17 protein-coding genes and 2 tRNA genes are annotated in these 19,745 nt (G+C 72.1%); 6 read left to right on the top strand and 13 right to left on the bottom strand.

The annotated features are described in order from the left end of the window. The 4 genes from D3273_RS28720 to D3273_RS05830 all read left to right on the top strand — a co-directional run bounded on the left by D3273_RS28720 (position 1) and on the right by D3273_RS05830 (position 4,319). Positions 1–1,893 carry a peptidoglycan L,D-endopeptidase MepK gene (locus tag D3273_RS28720; RefSeq protein WP_245501017.1) on the top strand — a complete coding sequence of 631 codons (1,893 nt, stop codon included), beginning with the start codon at positions 1–3 and terminating at the stop codon, positions 1,891–1,893. A 159-nt stretch (positions 1,894–2,052) separates the two neighbouring features. Then, a complete protein-coding gene (gene leuD / locus D3273_RS05840) occupies positions 2,053–2,658 on the top strand; it encodes a 3-isopropylmalate dehydratase small subunit (protein WP_129224457.1) in 606 nt (201 codons plus the stop codon). Positions 2,659–2,767: 109 nt separating this feature from the next. Continuing rightward, positions 2,768–3,016 carry a hypothetical protein gene (locus D3273_RS05835; RefSeq protein WP_129224455.1) on the top strand — a complete coding sequence of 83 codons (249 nt, stop codon included), beginning with the start codon at positions 2,768–2,770 and terminating at the stop codon, positions 3,014–3,016. 100 nt (positions 3,017–3,116) lie between these two features. After that, positions 3,117–4,319 carry a lytic murein transglycosylase gene (locus D3273_RS05830; RefSeq protein WP_129224453.1) on the top strand — a complete coding sequence of 401 codons (1,203 nt, stop codon included), beginning with the start codon at positions 3,117–3,119 and terminating at the stop codon, positions 4,317–4,319. On the opposite strand, the gene D3273_RS05825 is transcribed toward D3273_RS05830, so the two are convergent. Next, positions 4,294–5,847, bottom strand: coding sequence for an alkaline phosphatase family protein (locus D3273_RS05825; protein ID WP_129224451.1), 1,554 nt, complete (start codon positions 5,845–5,847; stop codon positions 4,294–4,296). The two genes, D3273_RS05830 and D3273_RS05825, sit on opposite strands and share 26 nt — an antisense overlap. 145 nt (positions 5,848–5,992) lie before the next feature. Then, complete coding sequence (purD, locus tag D3273_RS05820) at positions 5,993–7,258, bottom strand: phosphoribosylamine--glycine ligase (protein WP_129224609.1); 1,266 nt, start codon at positions 7,256–7,258, stop codon at positions 5,993–5,995. 174 nt (positions 7,259–7,432) lie between these two features. On the opposite strand from purD, the gene D3273_RS05815 reads away from it, so the two are divergent. Beyond that, positions 7,433–9,778 (top strand): transglycosylase domain-containing protein, encoded by a 2,346-nt coding sequence (locus tag D3273_RS05815; RefSeq protein ID WP_129224449.1) that lies wholly within the window; start codon positions 7,433–7,435, stop codon positions 9,776–9,778. Between the two features lie 201 nt (positions 9,779–9,979). Beyond that, positions 9,980–10,492, top strand: coding sequence for a flavin reductase family protein (locus tag D3273_RS05810; protein ID WP_129224447.1), 513 nt, complete (start codon positions 9,980–9,982; stop codon positions 10,490–10,492). Positions 10,493–10,548: 56 nt separating this feature from the next. Here the strand turns inward: D3273_RS05810 and D3273_RS05805 are convergent. The 11 genes from D3273_RS05805 to D3273_RS05755 all read right to left on the bottom strand — a co-directional run bounded on the left by D3273_RS05805 (position 10,549) and on the right by D3273_RS05755 (position 19,692). Beyond that, positions 10,549–10,621 (bottom strand) — tRNA-Thr (locus tag D3273_RS05805). Between the two features lie 62 nt (positions 10,622–10,683). Then, positions 10,684–11,502: a hypothetical protein gene (locus D3273_RS05800; protein ID WP_129224445.1), complete on the bottom strand. Its 819-nt coding sequence runs from the start codon at positions 11,500–11,502 to the stop codon at positions 10,684–10,686. A gap of 347 nt (positions 11,503–11,849) precedes the next feature. Further along, complete coding sequence (locus D3273_RS05795) at positions 11,850–12,071, bottom strand: hypothetical protein (protein ID WP_129224443.1); 222 nt, start codon at positions 12,069–12,071, stop codon at positions 11,850–11,852. A 201-nt stretch (positions 12,072–12,272) separates the two neighbouring features. Beyond that, positions 12,273–12,348: transfer RNA gene (locus D3273_RS05790), tRNA-Lys, on the bottom strand. Between the two features lie 124 nt (positions 12,349–12,472). After that, positions 12,473–14,035, bottom strand: coding sequence for a 2-isopropylmalate synthase (locus tag D3273_RS05785; RefSeq protein ID WP_129224441.1), 1,563 nt, complete (start codon positions 14,033–14,035; stop codon positions 12,473–12,475). 442 nt (positions 14,036–14,477) lie between these two features. Further along, positions 14,478–15,251 carry a CarD family transcriptional regulator gene (locus D3273_RS05780; RefSeq protein ID WP_245501016.1) on the bottom strand — a complete coding sequence of 258 codons (774 nt, stop codon included), beginning with the start codon at positions 15,249–15,251 and terminating at the stop codon, positions 14,478–14,480. 362 nt (positions 15,252–15,613) lie between these two features. Beyond that, positions 15,614–16,405 carry a HugZ family pyridoxamine 5'-phosphate oxidase gene (locus D3273_RS05775; protein WP_129224437.1) on the bottom strand — a complete coding sequence of 264 codons (792 nt, stop codon included), beginning with the start codon at positions 16,403–16,405 and terminating at the stop codon, positions 15,614–15,616. 71 nt (positions 16,406–16,476) lie between these two features. Next, a complete protein-coding gene (locus D3273_RS05770; protein WP_129224435.1) occupies positions 16,477–17,250 on the bottom strand; it encodes an ABC transporter ATP-binding protein in 774 nt (257 codons plus the stop codon). Positions 17,251–17,311: 61 nt separating this feature from the next. Next, a complete protein-coding gene (locus D3273_RS05765) occupies positions 17,312–18,079 on the bottom strand; it encodes an ABC transporter permease (RefSeq protein WP_129224607.1) in 768 nt (255 codons plus the stop codon). Positions 18,080–18,098: 19 nt separating this feature from the next. Then, the gene (locus D3273_RS05760; protein ID WP_245501030.1) at positions 18,099–18,758 is read right to left on the bottom strand and encodes an ABC transporter permease; all 660 of its coding nucleotides are present in this window, start codon (positions 18,756–18,758) and stop codon (positions 18,099–18,101) included. Positions 18,759–18,840: 82 nt separating this feature from the next. Next, positions 18,841–19,692: a transporter substrate-binding domain-containing protein gene (locus D3273_RS05755; protein ID WP_129224431.1), complete on the bottom strand. Its 852-nt coding sequence runs from the start codon at positions 19,690–19,692 to the stop codon at positions 18,841–18,843. Positions 19,693–19,745 lie beyond the last annotated feature (53 nt).

The following is a 19,745-nucleotide window of genomic DNA, read 5'->3' as shown; positions in this document are numbered from 1 at the left end:
TTGACAGCATGGCGCGAATGTTTCCGGTCGAAGGCGGCGAGCCTGCTGCCGACCGCCCTCGCCGCCGCCGTCGGCGCCGTCATGCTCCTCGCCCCCGTCGACACTGAGAACGCCGTCGCCAACGGCGACACCCGCACGATCCACCTCCACCACGCCCACACGAAGGAATCGATCGACGCCACCTACATGGTGGACGGCCGCTACGACCCCGTGGCGCTCGAAAAGCTGAACTGGTTCCTGCGCGACTGGCGCCGGGACGAGCCCACCCACATGGACCCCAAGCTCTTCGACACGATCTGGGAAGTGTATCGGGAATCCGGCTCCCAGCAGCCGATCGAGGTGATGTCGGCCTATCGCTCGCCCGAAACCAATTCCATGCTGCGCCATGCCACGCGCGGCGTCGCCGAGCATTCGCAGCACATCCTCGGCAGGGCGATGGACCAGCACTACGTCGACGTGCCGATGTCGCGGATCCGCGAGCTCGCCATGCGGCTCCAGCGCGGCGGCGTCGGCTTCTATCCCACCGCCGGGACGCCCTTCGTGCACATGGACGTCGGCGGTGTCCGCCATTGGCCGCGCATGAGCTACGACCAGCTGTCGCGCCTGTTCCCGGACGGCAAGACCGTGCACATCCCGTCCAACGGCCAGCCGCTGTCCGGCTACGAGGAGGCCCGCGCCGACCTCGCGGCCCGCGGCGACGGCTTCGACTATCCCACCGCCGGCGAGGTGAAGTCCAAGGGCTTCTTCGCTTGGCTGTTCGGGGGCGGGGACGACGAGGGCGACGGGGATGCGGCCCGCGACGGCGGCGTGCCGCGCGACGCGGCCCCGGCGCCTCGCCGCCGGGGAAGCACCCAGGTCGCCTCCGCCGATCCCGTCCCGGTCGGCAGCGTGGTCAACGACGGCGTGATCAACAGCCACAAGGGCGACCGCCCGGAAGCGGGTGGGTCCTTCTTCTCGCTGTTCAGCTCCAAGCCGGCGGAGCCCGCGCCGGCCGCGGAAGCGCCCGCGCCGCCGTTGGCCAACAACCGCGGCCCCCGGGGCCGCACCCAGGTGGCGTCGCTGCCGCCGGCGCAGGCGATCGACGCCGACGCGCAGGCCAAGCTCGCCGCCGAGATGCAGAGGCAGGCCGAGGCTCGGCAGCAGGCCGCCGCGGAGGCGCAGCAGCAGGCCGCCGCCGAGGCTCAGAAGCAGGCCGCCGCCGAGTCCGAACGGCAGGCCGACCCGGACGCGCGGCGCCAGGCCCCGCAGCCCGCCGTCGAGCCGCCCCCGCCCGCCGCCCCCGCCCGCGGGGTGCCGGTGCTGGCCGCCGCGACCGGGCGGGACATGCCGCTGCCGCCGCGCCGCCCGGTCGAGATCGCCGCCGTCGGCCCCGCCGCCGCGCCGCCCTCGGCCCGCCCCGGCGATGCCGCGGCGGGGCGCAACGACCGCGCGCCGACGCCGGGCGCCGGACGGGTGCCCGTGGCCCCGCCGTCGGTGCGCGCCGGCCTGCCCGCCGCCATCACGCAGGGCATCGGCCAGCCGGCGTCGACGTCGCGCGCGTTGGCCTTCGCCCCCCAGGCGGCGCCCGCCATCCCGCTCCCGGTCACGCGGCCGCCGCTCGTCGCGGCGCGGCTCGACCGCTCGAACTTCCGCACCCTCACGGGCGCGACTCCGGCCGACCATGTCGCGGCCCGGGCCGGCGTGGGCTCCGCCGTGGCGGCGCTGCGCCCCGCCGCCAAGGCCAGCGCGGCCTCCCTGGCGAGCGACGGCAGCGCCCCGCCGCGCCGGGGCTTCGGCGCGCGGGCGACCGAGTTGTCGACCCGCAGCTTTTCCGGCTCGGCCGTGACCGCGCAGGAGCGCGTCAGCACCGCCACGCTGCACAAGCGCGCCGCAGCCGCCACGACGGCCGACTGATCGGGCGGACGGTCCCCGCCGCTGTTGACGGGCGGCGGGGAAAGCCGCATGGAACGCGCTCCCGGCCGCCCGCCCCGGCGGCGCGGCCGACCCGTGTTTCAAGGTCGGAGCGCCACCGCCGCCGCGATGGTGCCCGCCGTCGAGGGAGCGCCCCGCCCCATGCAGAAGTTCGATCACCTGAGCGGCATCGCGGCGCCGCTGAACGTCGCCAACGTCGACACCGACAAGATCATTCCGGCACAGTACCTGAAGACGATCAAGCGCACGGGCCTCGGCCGGGCGCTGTTCGCGGAGTTGCGCTACAACGACGACGGCTCGGACAACCCGGGTTTCGTGCTGAACCAGCCCGCCTACCGGGAAGCCTCCATCCTGGTCGTCGGCGACAATTTCGGGTGCGGCTCGTCGCGCGAGCACGCGCCCTGGGCGCTGCTCGACTACGGCATCCGCTGCGTCATCTCGACCAGCTTCGCCGACATCTTCTACAACAACTGCTTCAAGAACGGCATCCTGCCGATCGTCGTCACGCCCGAGCAGCTCGACCTGCTGTTCGACGACGCCGCGCGCGGCGCCAACGCGCGCATCTCGGTCGACCTCGACGCGCAGGAGATCCGCGGCCCAGACGGCGGGGCGATCCGCTTCGACATCGACCCGTTCCGCAAGCACTGCCTGCTCGAAGGCCTCGACGACATCGGCCTCACCATGGCCAAGACGGGCGAGATCGAGCGTTTCGAGACGGCCCTGTCGAGCTCGCGCCCCTGGGCCTGACCGGCTCCACCGACACGCCCCGACGTTTTCCCGGTCCCGCCGCGCCGCCGAGTGAACCCCGGCGGCCCGAACGCGTTGGACCGGGCATTTCTCAAGGAAAGAAGCTCCCATGGCTGCCACCAAGAAGCTCGCGAAGTTCACCGTCACCGAGGCGGGCGACGACTTCAACCTCCATATCGAGGATGAAGCCGGACACGTGCTGGAGCTCAGCGCCACGCGCGACCAGGTCGACGTGATCGCCGACAAGCTCGACGAACTGCTGTCCCAGGACGATTCCGCGGACGAGATCGACGACGACGAGGCCGAGGACGGCGACGAGGACGAGGTGAAGGACGAGGTCGACGGCAAGAAGCGCTGAAGGCTCGGACCGGCGCCTGCGCGCACGGCCGCCCTTGCGGTGGGCCGGGCTTCCGTTAACGTCCCGGCGTCCCGCCGCGGGCAGGCAACGGAGCGTTCGCATGAGGTCCATCCCACGCGCTGCCGCGGCGGCCCTGGCCGCCGCGGGCCTCTTCGCGGTCAGCCCGGGGGCTGCGGCCGCCGCCCCGGCGGCCGACTTTCCCGCCTGCCTGGCGCAGTTGAAGGCCGGGGCCGCCGCGCGCGGCGTGTCGCCCGCCACGTTCGACGCCGCCACCGCCGATCTCCAGCCCAACGACGTCCTCCACTTTCAGGACGAGCAGCCGGAATTCACCACGCCCGTCTGGGACTACATGGCGGGGCTGGTCGACCAGGAGCGGGTCGACGACGGCAAGGCCATGCTGGAGCGCTACGCCGAGCCGTTGAAGCGCATCGAGGCGCGGTTCGGCGTCAACCGCTACGTCCTCGTGGCGCTGTGGGGCGTGGAATCCGACTACGGCAAGAACTTCGGCTACCGGTCCGTCGTGCAGTCCCTGGCCACGCTGAGCTGCTACGGCAAGAAGCCGGGCTATTACGAGGGCGAACTCTTCGCGGCCCTGTCGATCCTGCAGCGCGGCGACGTGCGGGCGGACAATTTCGTCGGCTCCTGGGCGGGCGCTTTCGGCCACACCCAGTTCATGCCCTCGACGTTCCAGCGCAACGCGGTCGACATCGAGGGCGACGGCCACCCCAACATCATCGACTCCGTGCCCGACGCGTTGGGCTCGACGGCGAACTACCTGAAGAAGTCGGGCTGGGTGGCGGGCTTGCCCTGGGGCTTCGAGGTGAAGCTGCCGGCGAACTATGCGGGGCCCGTCGGCCGCAAGAACCGCCACCCGATGGCCTTCTGGTCCGCGCACGGACTGCGCCGCGCCGATGGTTCGCCGCTGGGTCCGGGTGCGGGCGGGCTGCTGCTGCCGGCCGGACGCAGCGGCCCCGCCTTCCTGGTGACGACCAACTTCGAGGCGATCTACACCTACAACGCCGCCGAAACCTACGCGCTGGCGATCGGCCACCTGTCCGACCGGCTGCGCGGCGGCGGCCCGCTCGCCACGCCCTGGCCGACCGACGATCCCGGGCTGGCGCGCGTGCAGCGGCGCGAACTGCAGGAGCGCCTCGCCGGCAAGGGTTTCGAGATCGGCAACCGCGACGGCGTCATGGGCACGAAGACCCGCGCCGCCATCGCGTCGTTCCAGCAGTCCCTCGGCATGAAGCCCGACGGGCGCGCCAGCGCCAGCGTGCTCAAGGCGCTGCAGGACGGCCGATGAGCCCTGGGAACGGCAGGCCCGGCAACACCGGCGTCCCTTCCGCCTTCACGGCCTGGAGTTCGTCGGTCGCGTAGCCGAGCGCCGCGAGGATCGTGGGCGCGATCTGGGCGGTCGCGACCGCGCTGTCCACCACGCCCGCTTTCACCCCGGGGCCGGACACGACCAGCGCCACGGCGCGGTCGTCGAGGCTCATCCCGCCGTGCTCGGCGATCTTCTTGCCGGACGTGAACACCACCCCGGGGTCGGTGCCCAGCACGATGTCGGGCGCCCGGCTGTCCGTCGCGGGGTCGGCGAAGAGCGACGCGACCGCCGCCGGCGGGTAGATGGTGCCGATCCCCAGCGCCCCGCGGTGCGCCTGCAGGAAGGCCAAGGCTTCGGGGAGCGCCGCGGCGCGCTCGGCCGGCTTCAGCCAGATCAGGGCGCCGTCGTCGGCGTCGTGGAAGGCGTGTCCGGGCACCTTGTCCAGCGGCGCGTCGTCGGTCGGCTTCAAGGCCGCCGGGTCGATCGGCGACTGGCCGTGCTTGGCCGAGACCACGACCAGCGTGGACGCTTGGAGCCCGTTGTCCTTCAAGCCCTCGACGAGGTCGCCGAGCGCGCCGTCGACGTAGGCGAGCTGTTCAGCCAGCCCGTCGTTCGGCGTGCCGGACGCGTCGGCGTAGCCGCCCTTGCGGTCGGGCGCGTCGCCCGGCCCGCCCTTGGGCAATTTCTGGCCGACGCTGACGGCCTGGAAGTTCATGCCGAACAGCGCCGGCACGCCCACCTTGGCTCCGCCGGCGCCGTCGAGGCCGCGCATCATGTTGAGCAGCGCGGCGACGCGCCGCCCGTCGAAGTCGCGCTCCGCCGCGAAGGAGCCGGTTGTCTTCACCTTGGTGCCGGGGATCAGCGCGTCCTGCTCGATCTCGTAGAGCTCGTCGAGCCCCTGGCCCGACGGACCGCCGAGCCACTCGTAGGCGGGATGCTTGTCGGACCACGCCGTGCGGCCGCCGTGGCGATGCGCCACCTCGAAGACTGTGTTCACGCGGAGGTAGTCGTGCGGGTAGACCGGCGTGCAGGCGTCCCCGTCCTTGCGCAAGGGCAGCTTCGCCGCGTCGATCTGGGTCAGGGGCCGGCCGACCGTGCCGCCGGCATCGGAGCGCTTGGTGTCCACGTCGATCTCGGACGCGAAGGGCACCTCGGTGCCGGGCTCGCCCCGGCACGCCGAGCCCGGGGGGAACAACGACCGGTCGTAGCTGTCGTCATAGTAGATTCCGGTGGTGGCCGGCCCGCCGCCCGTCACCTGGGCGGCGAAGCCCGGGAAGGAGTCGGAGACGAGCGGCGTCGTGGCATGGCGGTACACCGTGCCGCCCCGGGCGAGGCGGGCCAGGGCGCCGTCCGGGTGGGACGCCGCGTAGTTCGACAGGTCGAGCGCGTGCAGGCCGTCGACGCTGATGAGCAGCACGTGGGCGTAGGGCGCGGGTTCCGCGGCGGCGGCGGCGCTCAGGAGTGCGAGCGCGGCGGCGCCCGCGGCCGCCCGTGCGTAGTGCGTCATCGTCGAACCGTCCCGTCGTCGCTGAAGTCCGTCGACCGGGCTAGGCGTGAAGGGTGACGGTCGCGTGACATCGGCCCGCGCCACGGAAACGTCGGGCTGACGGCGGTCGCGCTGAAGGCCGGGGCGGGGCTCGTGCCCCTCCTGCTCAGGGCCGGGAGCGCAGGCCGATGTCGCGGCGGCAGAAGCCGTCCGGCCAGTCGAGCGCGTCCACTCCCGCGTAGGCGCGGGCGCGGGCTTCCGCGACGTCGCGGCCCCGCCCGACGAGGGTCAGCACGCGGCCGCCGTCGGCGAGCATGCGTCCGTCCTCGGCCCGCGTGCCGGCGTGGAACAGCGTGACGCCGGGGACGGCCGCGGCGGCGTCGAGGCCGCGGACCTCCGTGCCCTTCAGCGGCGCGTCGGGGTAGCCCCGCGCCGCCATCACCACCGACACCGCGACCTCGGGGCGAAGCCGCACCGGCCCGGCCGGCAGGGCCCCGCGGGCCACCGCTTCGAGCAGCGGCAACAGGTCCGCGTCGAGCCGGGGCAGCATGGCCTGGGTTTCGGGATCGCCGAAGCGGACGTTGAACTCGATGAGCTTCGGCCCGTCCGCCGTCAGCATCAGGCCGACGAAGAGCACGCCCCGGAAGGGCGTGCCGCGGTCCCGCATGCCGCGCAGCGTCGGCTCGACGATCTCGGCCATGATGCGGGCTTCCAGCGCGGCGTCGAGCACGGGGGCGGGCGAGATGGCGCCCATGCCGCCCGTGTTGGGCCCGGTGTCGCCCTCGCCCACGCGCTTGTGGTCCTGCGCCGACGCGAAGGGCAGCGCGCGGATGCCGTCGCACAGGGCGAAGAACGACAGCTCCTCGCCTTCCATGAACTCTTCGATCACCACCGACGAACCGGCGGCGCCGAAGCCGCCGCCGAACATGAAGTCCACGCTGCGCTCGGCTTCGGCCCGGTCGGCCGCGATCACCACGCCCTTGCCGGCGGCGAGTCCGTCGGCCTTGATCACGGTGGGGTAGGGGACGTCGGCCAGATGCGCCCGGGCGGCCTCGGCCGAATGGAAGCGGCCGTAGCCGGCGGTCGGGATGGCGACGTCGCGCGCGAGGTCCTTGGTGAAGCCCTTCGAGCCTTCGAGCGCGGCCGCGGCGCGCGACGGGCCGAAGACCGCGATGCCGGCCCCCTCCAGCGCGTCGGCGACGCCGGCGACGAGCGGCGCCTCGGGGCCCACCACGACGAGGCCGATCCCTTCCCGTCGGGCGAAGGCCACGACGGCGCCCGGGTCGCACGAGTCCAGGGCGACGTTGGCGGCGAGGGCGGCGGTGCCGGGGTTCCCGGGCGCCACGAAGAGCCGGCCGAGGCGGGGACTCGGCGCGAGGGCGGCGGCCAGCGCGTGTTCCCGGCCGCCCGCGCCGAGGATGAGGACGTCGATCGTGTCGGCCACTGGACGCGTGTTCCTGAAACTGGAGTCGCGCCTGTCTCGCACGATTCCCGCGGCGTTTCAAAACACTGGCGGCGGCTTCGCATTCCGGGCTTCACCGGCCCTTAATTCGCCGCCGTTAGCCTCGACAGGGACGGGGAACACGAAGGGGCGTGAAGGCGCGTGATGGCGAGGGGTCGGGACGGCGGACAGATGCGGCGCCGCGAACCTCGGCTCGACGACGTCCGCGACGGCGCGTTGCGCGCCGATCCCGATGACCGCCCCGGCCGGCGACCGGCCCGCGCATCGCGCGACGAGCGGCGCGAACCCTCCTTCGCCCCGAGCGCCGCCGAGCGCCGAACCCGCCGCGGCGAGATCGACCTCGACGGCGAGCGGCGCGGCCCCACGGGCTGGCGCGGGGGCTCGGGCGGCGGCCGGCGGGCCGGCGGGCGGCGGCGGCGGGGCATCCTCGGCCGGCTCGTCTACTGGTGCCTCATCCTCGGCCTGTGGGCCGGGTTCGGCGCGGCCGGCACCGTCGCCTACCAGGCGAGCCGCCTGCCGCCCATCGACCAGCTCGCCGTGCCGAAGCGTCCGCCCAACATCGCCATCCAGGGCGACGACGGCACGCCGCTCGCCAATCGTGGCGACACGGGCGGCGCCGCGATCCGCCTGGCCGACCTGCCGCCCTACCTGCCGAAGGCCTTCGTCGCCATCGAGGACAGGCGTTTCTACAAGCATTGGGGGGTGGACCCCGCCGGCATCGCCCGCGCGGTCCTGGCCAACGCGCTGCGCCGCGGCGGCGTGCAGGGCGGCTCGACCCTGACGCAGCAGCTCGCCAAGAACGTGTTCCTGACCCAGGAGCGCACGATGTCGCGCAAGATCCAGGAAGCGATCCTCGCCGTCTGGCTCGAGCACAAGTACAGCAAGGACCAGATCCTCGAACTCTACCTCAACCGCGTGTATTTCGGCTCGGGCTCATACGGGGTGGAGGCGGCCTCGCTGCATTACTTCGGGCATGGGGCCGCCAAGGTGTCGGTGGCCGAGGCCGCCATGCTGGCCGGGCTGATGAAGGCGCCGACGAAGCTCGCGCCGAACCGCAACCCCCAGGGCGCCGTGGACCGCGCCGCCCAGGTCGTCGCGGCGATGCGCGACGAGGGCTACGTCACGCCCGCCGCGGCCGCCGACGCCCTCGCCCACCCGGCCCATGCCGTGAAGGAGCGCGGCAGCGGGGCCGTGAACTACGCCGCCGACTACGTGATGGACATGCTCGACGATACGGTCGGGGCGGTCGACGACGACATCGTCGTCACGACGACGATCAGCCCGGCCCTGGAAGCCGCCGGCGAGCGGGCTCTGGTCGACACGCTGAACAAGGGCGGCGGTCGCTACGGGGTGAGCCAGGGCGCGCTGGTGTCGGTCGCCCCCGACGGGGCCATCAAGGCGCTGATCGGCGGCCGGGACTATGCCGACAGCCAGTTCGACCGGGCCGTGGCGGCGAAGCGCCAGCCGGGCTCGTCCTTCAAGCCCTTCGTCTACCTGTCGGCGCTGGAAGCCGGACTCACGCCCGACAGCGTGCGGGAGGACGGGCCGATCACCATCAAGGGGTGGCACCCGGAAAACTATTCCCACGAATATTTCGGCCCCGTGACCCTCACCAAGGCCCTGTCGCTGTCCTTGAACACCGTGGCGGTGCGGCTCGGCGTCGAGGTGGGGGCGAAGGCCGTGGTGGCGACCGCGCACCGGCTCGGCATCACGTCGGAGCTGCAGCCCAACGCGTCCATCGCGCTCGGGACGTCGGAAGTGTCGCCGCTGGAGCTGACATCCGCCTATGCACCCTTCGCCAACGGCGGCATCGCGGTGCAGCCCCACATCATCACCAAGGTCCGCACCACGGCCGGCAAGGTGCTCTACCAGCGCCGCAACGCCACGATGGGCCGGGCCGTCGACCCCGCCTATGTCGGCATGATGAACGCCATGATGCAGGAAACGCTGCTGACCGGCACCGCCCGCAAGGCGGAGTTGCCGGGCTGGCAGGCGGCCGGCAAGACGGGCACGAGCCAGGATTGGCGCGACGCCTGGTTCGTCGGCTACACGGCCAGGCTCGTCACGGGCGTGTGGTTCGGCAACGACGACGGCACGCCCACCCGGAAAGCGTCCGGCGGCAATCTCCCCGTGGACGCCTGGAGCCGCTTCATGAAGGCGGCTTTGAAGGGGCAGGCGCCGGTGCCGCTGCCGGGCACGTGGCATCCGCCGGCCGCGCCCGCCGGCGCCGACGGCACGCCGCTGGCGTCCCTCATCGACCGCACGAAGGCGTTGCTCGACGGCGGCGCGCTTCCCGCCGCGACGCGGGGCGGAACGGTCCCGGCGGCGACGGGCTCGATCGCCGCGGCGGCGCCCCCGGCCGGCGTCGACGACCCGCGCTACAGCGACGAGCCGATGCCGCCGTCCGCCGTGCCCGACGAGCCGCCGCGGCGCCGCGATGCCGTGTCGCGCGACGACCGCGGCCTGTTGGACAAGCTGTTCGGCGGCTGAGCCGGCGAGCGGCGCCCATCGCGCGCTCCGCCCCTTCGCGTCCGCGCACGGGCGCGGGTGTCGCCCGGGGACGGTGGCGCAGCGCGCGCGACCCCCGCCCGGGAGGGCCGCCGCTCCCGGCGCGCGCGCGATCGTGCTAGGGCGGTGAGCCCCGCCCTTGCCGCGCCCGGTCCCCCCGGCCTCGCGCCGGAACCCGAGCCGATGTCGCCCGACCACCGCCCGCACCCCGACCTCGCCGCCGGCTTCAAACTCGCGATGCGCAGGCTGGCCGCGACCGTCACGATCGTCACGGCGGGGCGCGAAGGGCGCCGTTACGGCATGGCGGCGACGGCCGTGACCTCCGTCACCACGGCGCCTCCCACCCTGCTGATCTGCGTCAATCGTTCGGCCAGCATCCACGCCATCATCGTCGACACGGGCCGCTACTGCGTGAACGTGCTCGGCACCGGCCACGCGGGGCTGGTCGGCCCCTTCGGCGGCGGCACGGAAGGCGAGGCGCGCTTCGGCCACGGCGCCTGGAGCCACCGCGACGGCGGCATGCCCTACCTCGAGGACGCGCAGGCCAGCCTGTTCTGCCACCTGCGGCAGACGGTGGACTACGGATCGCATTCCATCCTCATCGGCGAGGTGGCGTCGGTGCACGTGTCGGCCGCGGTGTCGCCGCTGCTGTACCAGGACGGCGGGCTGGCGGAGTCGAGCCCGCTGGGCGTGTGAATGGGGCTCCGGGGCCGGCGAGGCCGATGTCCGTTCCGGAGGGGCGCGGGGCCCGGTGCCGGTTGCAGGAATCGAACCCGCGACCTTCGGTTTACAAAACCGCTGCTCTACCATCTGAGCTAAACCGGCGACCTCGGCATTCTAGCGGATCGGCCTCGCCTGACAACGGGAAAGTCCGGGCCGCGACGGGGTCAGAAGAACCACCAAACCCCGGTGGTGAAGCCCCGCTCGCGCAGGGCGTCCCGCCCCCGGGCGGTCGTGAAGGCGCCGAGCTGCACCGCCCAGGCCTCCGTCAGGGCGTAGACGCCTTTGAGCTCCAGGCGGGTGGCGCGGAAGCTGGGCAGCCGCGCGTCGCCCGGCCCCGTCGGCACGGTGGAGAAGCTTTGCAGCAGGATCAGCAGCTTGTCGGTCGGGTAGAAGCCGAAGGTGGCGTCGCCGTGCCACTGCGCGGCCGCCCCGCCCGAGCGGATGCGGTAGCTGCCCTGGAGATCGATGAAAGGCCGGAACAACACGGGCAGCCCGACGCCCGCGAGGACGCGCAGGTCGCCTTCCCGCGCAGTGTTGCCGACCACGGCCGGATCGCTGCGGGAGGTCGAGCCGGGGATTGCGAACGTGCCCTGCAAGGCCAGCACCGCCGGACCGAAGACCAGCGCCTGCCACTGCGCCCCGACGGCGCTGCTGCCGAACCCGCGATAAACGCCGGCGCCGGGTGCCCCGACGTGGACGTCGTCGAGCGACGGGCGGGCGACGAGGGTCAGCGCGTCGGTGGCGCCGTATTCCAGGTAGGCGGCGAGTTCGGATTTGGCATAGTGCCGCGCGGGAGCGAGATGACCGCCGCCGTCGAAGTAATCGGTCCCCGAGCCCAACGTGTAATCGATGATGGCGAGGCCTTCGCCCGCGCGCCGGTTCCAGGCGCCGGCCGCCGACGGACCGGCGGACGCGAGCCAGCCCAGGCCGAAGAGCAGGCCGACGCAAGCCCGATGCGGGCGGCGCGGCGCCGTCGCGGTCACGCTGGACCCATCCCGTCGAGCTCCGATCCCGTCGCGGGCGCGCGATCGCCGTCCGGCTCCCCGGTCTCTCCGGCCTGCCGCCCCCTCGCCCGTCGGCAAGGTTAACGATCAACGATTTGATTCGGCAATCGTAACCCGACGGCGTGCAATCGATCGATGTGGCCATCGGGGGCGGGCGGGCGCGTCTTCGTCCGCCGCGCAGGCCATGCAGACCGGCGATGGACGCCGGGGCCGGCCAAGCCGCCCTCCCGCCGCGAAACGGGCGGCGGCCGCAGCGCTCGCCGCGCGCCGGCGCCTCGCCCATCGCGGCACCGGATCCCGTCGCCTCGCTCCGAAAGCAGCGTGCCTCAGGGCGCCGCCGCCGGGTGGCGCCGCTCGCCGACGAACTCCGAAGCCGAAAGGTCGATGGCGAGCACCTGTTCGTCCTCGTAGACGACGCTGATGTGCTCCCCATCCCCCTCCACCCACACGTCGCCGACCTTGCCGAGGTTGGTCCCCACGCGTCCCCGGAGGCCGACGAGACGCGAATCCCGCCGGAGCCACACCACATCCCCGATCGCGTAAGCCATGGCCGCCCCCAAACGTTCTTGTTTTGTTCTAACGCCGGGCGCGGTCAGGGGAAGAGGCGCGCCTGTGAAAAACGGGGAAAACCGCAGCAGGACGCAGCGGAACGCGAGATCGGCACCCGGCGAAGGAATGAAGGGGTTCGATCAACGTTATGAATCAGCGCTGACTTTAAGAGGAGTTCTTCAGGAACGCCGAAGCGTTGATGGTGGGTGATGTAGGGCTCGAACCTACGACCCGCTGATTAAGAGTCAGCTGCTCTACCAACTGAGCTAATCACCCACGCTCTCGACCGGGGCGCGCCCCGCCGATGAGCCGTGTATAGGGGCGGTCGCCCGGGCTGTAAAGCGGTTTTTGCCCGGAATGCCCGCCGCGGCGTCGATCGCCGCGGCGGGCCGCTGATGCGTCAGCCCAGCTTCATGGCGCTCTGCGCCGAGCCGCGCTGCGCCCAGGCCTGCAGCTTGTTCAACGCGCCGAGATAGGCGCGGGCGCAGGCCACCATGGTGTCGGGGTCGGCACCGCGGCCCGTGAAGGCGCGTCCCGCGACGCCGAGCCGGACCGTCACCTCGGCCTGCGCGTCGGTGCCCTCCGTCACGGCGTGGATCTGGAACAGCTCGAGCTCCGCCTCGTGCGGCTCCAGCGCGCGGATCCCGTTGAAGATGGCGTCCACCGGGCCGTTGCCGGCCGCCTGCGTGGTGCGATGGGCGCCCTCGACGGCGAGGGTCAGCGTGGCGGTCGACGGGCCGGCGGTGCCGGAGATGGACGTCAGCGCTTCCAGCGTGACGCGCTCGTGGGCGCTGCCGATCTCCTCGTCCACGATGGCGACGATGTCCTCGTCGTAGACGTGCTTCTTGCGGTCGGCGAGGTCCTTGAAGCGCTTGAAGGCGTCCTGCAGGGCGTTGTCGCCGAGGCTGTAGCCGAGCTCGCGCAGCTTGTCCTTGAAGGCGGCGCGGCCGGAATGCTTGCCCATGACCAGCGACGTCTTGGTCACGCCGACGGATTCCGGGGTCATGATCTCGTAGGTTTCGGCGTTCTTCAGCATGCCGTCCTGGTGGATGCCGCTTTCGTGCGCGAAGGCGTTCCGGCCGACGATCGCCTTGTTGTACTGCACGGGGAAGGACGTCACGGCGGACAGGCGCTTCGAAGCGCGGGTCAGCATGGTGGTGTCGATGCCCGTCGCGTAGGGCAGCACGTCGCGCCGGGTGCGGATGGCCATCACCACCTCCTCCAGCGCGGCGTTGCCGGCGCGCTCGCCGATGCCGTTGATCGTGCATTCGACCTGCCGGGCCCCGCCCTCGATGCCGGCCAGCGTGTTGGCGACAGCCAGGCCGAGGTCGTTGTGGCAATGGACGGAGAACACCGCCCGGTCGGATCCCGGCACGCGCTCGCGCACGCTGCGGAACATGGACATGTATTCGGCCGGCGTGGCGTAGCCGACCGTGTCGGGCAGGTTGATGGTGGTGGCGCCGGCGCGGATGGCGGTCTCGACGCAGCGGCACAGGTAGTCGATCGGGGTCCGGGTGGCGTCCATGGCGGACCATTCCACGTCCTCGACGAGGCCGCGGGCCTGCGCGACCGTGCGGCCGATGATCTCCACCACCTCGTCCTCGGACTTGCGCATCTGGTGCGCGAGGTGGATCGGCGAGGTCGACACGAAGGTGTGGATGCGCGGGCGCTCGGCGTGGCGCACCGCCGCGCCAGCGCGGGCGATGTCGCCCTCGATGGCGCGGGCGAGGCCCGCCACGGTGGCGCGCTTCACCTGGCGGGCGATCTCGGACACGGCCTCGAAATCGCCCTCGGACGCGATGGGGAAGCCGGCCTCGATGATGTCGACGCCCATTTCGTCGAGGATGTGGGCGATCTCGATCTTGTCCTCGAAGGTCATGGTGGCGCCGGGGCACTGCTCGCCGTCGCGCAACGTGGTGTCGAAGATCAGGACGCGATCGGCCTGGGTGGGGGCTTGGGTCATGGAAGGGCCTCGAAGGGTGCGGGCGCGCGGACGCCGCCCTGAAAAGGATGGGATGAAGGCTCGCGGTCCCCTGAGCGCCCAGGCGCGAAGCCCGGCCGGCCCTCAGGGGCGGCTAAGAAGCAGGTCGAGCGGGAGCACGGCCGCGACGCGCGCACCGTGGGGTCGGGTCGGATGGTGAGCGGAAGCCGCCACGCCGTGCCTCGAACGATCCCGGGCTCGAACCGAAAGGGAGCCCAACAGGGATCGAATAGGGTGCGCGACGCCGAAGATCAAGCGGCGATCGTCGCGGGCTCGAGCGTCAGGGTTGGCCCGGACTCCGCCCCTCGCGGAAGTTTCGGGCGTCGACCCACGGTCCCGTCGAACGGATGCCGCCCCGCATCGACGAAAAAAAGGCCCGGGCGCGAGCCCGGGCCGACCTGCTTGCGCTGACGCCGACTGACGCTCAGGCGGCTTCCTCGACGTCGCCTTCGGCCTCGTCCGCTTCGGCGTCGGCGTCGGCTTCCGCCTCGGCCTTGGACCGGCGCGGGCTCTTCTGGAGCTGCGCTTCGATCAGCTTGTTGACCTCTGAATCGGTCAGCTTCTGGACGGCCGCGATCTCGCGCGCCAAGCGGTCGAGCGCCGCCTCGTAGAGCTGGCGCTCGGAATAGGACTGCTCCGGCTGCGCGTCCGAGCGGTACAGGTCGCGGACCACCTCGGCGACGGCGATGAGGTCGCCCGAGTTGATCTTCGCCTCGTATTCCTGGGCGCGGCGGGACCACATGGTGCGCTTGACGCGGGCGCGGCCCGCCAGCGTGTCGAGACCCTTCTGCACGGCTTCGGGCTCGCTCAGCTTGCGCATGCCCACGGCGGCCACCTTGGGCAGCGGCACCTTGAGCTTCATCTTGTCCTTGGCGAAGGAGATGACGAAGAGCTCGAGCTTGAAGCCCGCGACCTCCTCCTCCTCGATGGCCACGATCTCGCCGACGCCGTGCGCCGGGTAGACGATGAACTCGCCGGCCTTGAAGCCCTGCCGCGACCCGGGAACCTTCGCCACCGATTTGCCCAAATCGGCTTTCACCTGTTGGACCCCCGGCTGGGGACGGATCGACTTGGACGGAAACCCCGGGCGAGATCCCGGCGAGCCGAACGAGGACTTGGCGCGGGGCGGCGCGACCTTCTCGGAAGCGACCGGCGTGGCGTCCGCTTCGGCGGGGGAGGAGGCTGGTTTCTGGGTCACGATGATCCGTTCGCTGTTGCAGGCCGGGTTCCGCCCCGCACGGCGAGCCGTGCGGGCGATCCGAGACCGTTCTTCTGTGTCGTCAGCTTCCAGGGGACGCGAGACGCGGAGAGTTGCGGCCCGGTCGAGTTCGGCGTTGAAGAAGCGGAAACGTCCGGTTAAGCATGTCGCTCGAAAGCGCCGCGCCGAACCCCGCAGGTCGGGGTCGTCAACCGGATCGCAACTGCTCGCGCGCATCGCCGATCGGCAGTGACCATAACAGCACAGTGCTGTAAAATCAATGAGGAAACGGCGCGCCGAGGCGGAACCAACAGGCGATCGCCGTCAAGGTCAACGGAATTCGGGGCGACCGGGCGCCGCGCTCAGGCGCCGCCGCGGGGTGCCCTGGCGTCCTCGACCCAGCGCACGAGCTGGCGGCGCAGCGCAGCCGGGTCGGTGATCCGCTCGGGGAAGTCGAGCCGCAGCCCGGCGTCGCGCCACGCCAGATCCATGCCGTCCGGATCCACGCCGACGGCGCGCCAGTCCCCCTCCGGCGCGCCGCAGAGGGCCGTCGCGTAGAGCTTCAGCGCGTCCCGGTGGTCGGCGTTCATGTGGTCGAGCGACCGGTCCTCGGCGGCCGCCAGCGCTTCGGCGCCCGCCGTGTCGGTCCCGAGCGCTGCCGCGTCCAGGGTGGCGATGCGGCCGAAGCCGCCGATGATGCGCGCGGCGGCGAGGTCGAGCCGCCAGAACGCGAAGTCGCCGAAGTCGACGTAGAGTTCGGCCTTGGGGTGTCGGCGCAGAAAGCGCGACCGCCACGCCGCGCGCTGCTCGGCCGTGGCCTTCACGGCGCGCGCCGTCACGGTCAGGCGCGGGTGGGCGAGGGGGTCGCCGGTCCCGCCGCCGTCGAGCAGCAGCGAGCAGCGCGGGTCGGCCATCAGGTGCTGGGTGTGGACCGCCAGCGTGGACAGGGGCAGCACGGGGCTGCCGTCCGGCAGCGTCGCCACGGTGACGAGGCTGGCGTAGGGGGCGCCTTCCGGCGTCAGCGTCGCCAGCGCGCCCGACCGCACGGTCCGCAGCAGCCGGCGCGCTTCGGCCCGCGCGTCGTAGGGGCGGTCCTGCGGGCGCCCCGTCGCCGGGGCTGCCGGTTCGGCCGAAGGGATCGCGTCGTCGCTCATGCCTGTCGCGTCCGGTGGAGCGCGTCGCGATGCGGGGATCCGCTCACGCTCCGCGCGGGGGTAACGGCGTGTCAGTGGGTAGCATGCCGGGCTATGAAAGTCTTGAAGCGCTCCGAGCCGGCGCTGCCGAAGACGTCGCGCGGCGCGCCCTCGCAGTCGACGAGGCCGTTCTGCAGGAAGACCACGCGGTCCGACACGTCGCGGGCGAAGCCGATCTCGTGCGTCACGACCAGCATGGTGCGCCCTTCCGACGCCAGCTGCCGCATCACGCGCAGCACTTCGCCGACGAGTTCGGGGTCGAGCGCCGAGGTCGGCTCGTCGAACAGCATGACGTCCGGGCGCATCGCCAGCGCCCGTGCGATGGCGGCGCGCTGCTGCTGCCCGCCGGACAGGTGCGACGGGTACTGGTGACGCTTTTCCGCGATGCCGACCTTGGCGAGCAGTTCCTCGGCCTCGGCCACGCAGTCCGCCTTGGGCCGCCCGAGCACGTGGACCGGCGCCTCGATGACGTTCTGCAGGATGGTCATATGGGACCACAGGTTGAAGCTTTGGAACACCATGCCGAGGCGCGACCGGATGCGGTCCACCTGGCGACGGTCGGCCGGGCCGGCCTTGCCGTCGCGGCCCGCCTTCATCCGGATCACCTCGTCGCCGAGGCGCACTTCGCCGCTGTCCGGCGTTTCGAGGAGGTTGATGCAGCGCAGGAAGGTGCTCTTGCCCGAGCCGCTGGCGCCGAGGATCGAGATGACGTCGCCCTGGCGCGCGTCGAGCGAGATGCCTTTCAGCACCTCCAGAGACCCGAAGGTCTTTCGCAGGTCCTTGACCGAGAGGGCGACGGGGATCATCGGGCGGTTCCAAGCTGGCGCCCGCCGGCTGTCGCCGGAGGACGCGTCCAGGGGAGAACGATCACGGGCGCGGGGCGCCGGACAGGCGCGGGCCTTCGAGGCCCACGGCGCGATCGAGCGGGGTGTCGAGCCCGGGCAGGGCGTCGGGCGGACGGCGCAGGTGCGGCGACAGCCACCATTCGAGCAGCGCGATGGCGCGCGCCAGCACGACGTTCAGCGCGAGGTAGATCGCGCCGGCGCACAGGAAGACCTCGATGGCGCGATAGGTTTCGCTGTTGATCCGGGCGGCGACGAACATCGTTTCCTTCAGGGTCACGATGCTGGCGAGCGAGGTCGCCTTGGTCATCAGGATCAGCTCGGTGGCGTAGCTCGGCAGCGCTTGGCGCAGCGCCACGGGGGCGATGATGCGGCGGAACAGCAGCGCGGCGGGCATGCCGCAGGCGCGCGCGGCCTCGACCTGCCCGGCCGGGACGGCGGCGAGCGCGCCGCGGATGATCTCGCTCGTATAGGCGCCGGTGTTCAAGGACAGCGTCAGCACCGCGCACCAGAACGGGTCGCGCAGGAACGGCCAGGCGAAGCTGTGGCGCACCTCGGGGAACTGGCTCAGCCCGTAGTAGACGAGGAAGAGCTGCACCAGCAGGGGCGTGCCGCGGAACACGAAGACGTAGGCGCCGGCGAGCCCGCGCAGGACGCGGCCTCCGCTCCGCATCCAGGCGATGAGCACGGCGAGGACCAGGCCCGCCAGGGCGGAAACCCCGAACAGTTCCAGCGTCAGGGGCAGGCCCTTCAGCAGGGCCTGCGCCGTGTCGCCCATGAAGGCGAGGTCGATCACTGCGGCGTTCCGCGCGTCACGGGCGTCGCGTCGAGCGCGTCAGGCGCCATTCCGCCCGGCCGAACAGCAGCGTCGAGCCCGTCGTCAGGGCGAGGTAGAGGACGCCCGCGGCGATATAGAAGCTGAAGGGCTGGTGGGTGGATCCGGCGCCGATCTGGCTTTGGCGCAGGAGCTCGACGAGGCCCGTGACCGAGATCAGCGCCGATTCCTTCAAGCCGAGCTGCCACACGTTGCCGAGGCCCGGCAGCGCCACGGCGAGGATCTGCGGCGCCAGGATGCGGCGGAACCGGAGCCCGGCGCCCATGCCGAGCGCGCGCGCCGCCTCCATCTGTCCCCGCGGCACCGCCAGCGCGGCGCCGCGGTACACTTCGGCCTGGTAGGCCGCCGAGGTCAGCCCGCAGGCCAGCGATCCGGCCAGGAAGGAGGGCATGCCCAGGAAGCCCTCGAAGCCCAGGGCGGCCGCGACCGCCGTGACGACGGCGCTGCCGCCGAAATACACGAGATAGATCACGAGCAGTTCCGGCACGCCGCGCAGCACGGTCGTGTAGGCGTCGCCGGCGGCCCTGAGCGCGCGGCTGCCGGACAGCTTGGCGGTGGCGACCGCGGCGCCGCCCGCCGCGCCGATCAGCATGGACGTGACCGTGACGGCCAGCGTCATCGCCGTGGCCCGCACCATGGCGGCGCCCCAGCCCGCGGGGCCGAATCCGAAGAGCGCGAGGTCGGTCACGGCTCGGCCTGCGAGGGGGCGGGGGGCGTCATCAGCCCGGCGGCATCATGTCGAGCTTGAACCACTTGTCCTGGAGCTTCTTCAGCGAGCCGTCGGCGATCTCGGCCGCGATGGCGCGGTCGAACATCGCCTTCAGTTCGGGCTCGTTCTTGCGGAGGCCGACACCGGTGCCGTCGCCGAGGTCGGGGCCGCCACGGAATTCGGCGCCGACGATCGCCAGGTCCTTGGCGTCGGGCTTGGCCAGGGTCGAGAGCTGCACGGATTCTTCGGCGAAGGACGCGTCCAGCCTCCCCGCCATCAGGTCGAGGTCGTTCTGGTCGGCGGTCTTGTATTCCTGCACGGTGGCGACGTCGTCGAAGTGGTGGTGGACGAAAGCGGCCTGGATGGTCGCCACCTGCACGCCGATCGACTTGCCCTTCAGCATCGCGCGCATCCCGTCGATGACCGGTTTGGCCTTCGCTTCGTCGGTCCCCATGGCGAGGATCTCGCCGGTGCCGGGGAGCTTGGCGAGGTCGCCCGCCTTGGGAACGAGGAAGCCGGACGGGCCGGACGCGTAGGAGCGGGAAAAGTCGATCACCTGCAGGCGCTTCGCCGTGATGCTCATGCCCGCCATGATGGCGTCGAACTTGCCGGCGTTGAGCGCCGGGATCATGCCGTCCCAGTCGTTCTGCACGATCGCGCATTCGACCTTCATGACCCTGCACAGGTCGTGGGCGAGATCGATCTCGAAGCCCGCCAGCTTGCCGTCGGGCAGCACGTAGTTCCAGGGCTCGTAGGCGCCCTCCGTGGCGATCGTCACCTTGGTCCAATCCTTGGCGGCGGCGGGGCCGGCGCCCAGGGCGGCGGCGAGCGCCGCGGGGGCGAGGATCGCGATGCGCTTCATGCTGAAAGATGCTCCTAGCCGAGAGGGCGTCCTGGCGCGGTCCAGGGCACCGT

Source organism: Lichenibacterium minor (assembly GCF_004137685.1).
GTDB lineage: Bacteria > Pseudomonadota > Alphaproteobacteria > Rhizobiales > Beijerinckiaceae > Lichenihabitans > Lichenihabitans minor.
The sequence above is the reverse complement of the archived record's forward strand: the minus strand, read 5'-3'. Positions and strand labels throughout refer to the sequence as shown.

What these genes read in the sequence shown, in the direction of transcription:
- leuD (WP_129224457.1), top strand. Translation starts at nt 2,053, where the DNA reads ATGCAGAAGTTCGATCACCTGAGCGGCATCGCGGCGCCGCTGAACGTC.
- D3273_RS05835 (WP_129224455.1), top strand. Translation starts at nt 2,768, where the DNA reads ATGGCTGCCACCAAGAAGCTCGCGAAGTTCACCGTCACCGAGGCGGGC.
- D3273_RS05830 (WP_129224453.1), top strand. Translation starts at nt 3,117, where the DNA reads ATGAGGTCCATCCCACGCGCTGCCGCGGCGGCCCTGGCCGCCGCGGGC.
- D3273_RS05825 (WP_129224451.1), bottom strand. Translation starts at nt 5,847, where the DNA reads ATGACGCACTACGCACGGGCGGCCGCGGGCGCCGCCGCGCTCGCACTC.
- D3273_RS05815 (WP_129224449.1), top strand. Translation starts at nt 7,433, where the DNA reads ATGGCGAGGGGTCGGGACGGCGGACAGATGCGGCGCCGCGAACCTCGG.
- D3273_RS05810 (WP_129224447.1), top strand. Translation starts at nt 9,980, where the DNA reads ATGTCGCCCGACCACCGCCCGCACCCCGACCTCGCCGCCGGCTTCAAA.
- D3273_RS05795 (WP_129224443.1), bottom strand. Translation starts at nt 12,071, where the DNA reads ATGGCTTACGCGATCGGGGATGTGGTGTGGCTCCGGCGGGATTCGCGT.
- D3273_RS05785 (WP_129224441.1), bottom strand. Translation starts at nt 14,035, where the DNA reads ATGACCCAAGCCCCCACCCAGGCCGATCGCGTCCTGATCTTCGACACC.
- D3273_RS05775 (WP_129224437.1), bottom strand. Translation starts at nt 16,405, where the DNA reads ATGAGCGACGACGCGATCCCTTCGGCCGAACCGGCAGCCCCGGCGACG.
- D3273_RS05770 (WP_129224435.1), bottom strand. Translation starts at nt 17,250, where the DNA reads ATGATCCCCGTCGCCCTCTCGGTCAAGGACCTGCGAAAGACCTTCGGG.
- D3273_RS05760 (WP_245501030.1), bottom strand. Translation starts at nt 18,758, where the DNA reads ATGGTGCGGGCCACGGCGATGACGCTGGCCGTCACGGTCACGTCCATG.
- D3273_RS05755 (WP_129224431.1), bottom strand. Translation starts at nt 19,692, where the DNA reads ATGAAGCGCATCGCGATCCTCGCCCCCGCGGCGCTCGCCGCCGCCCTG.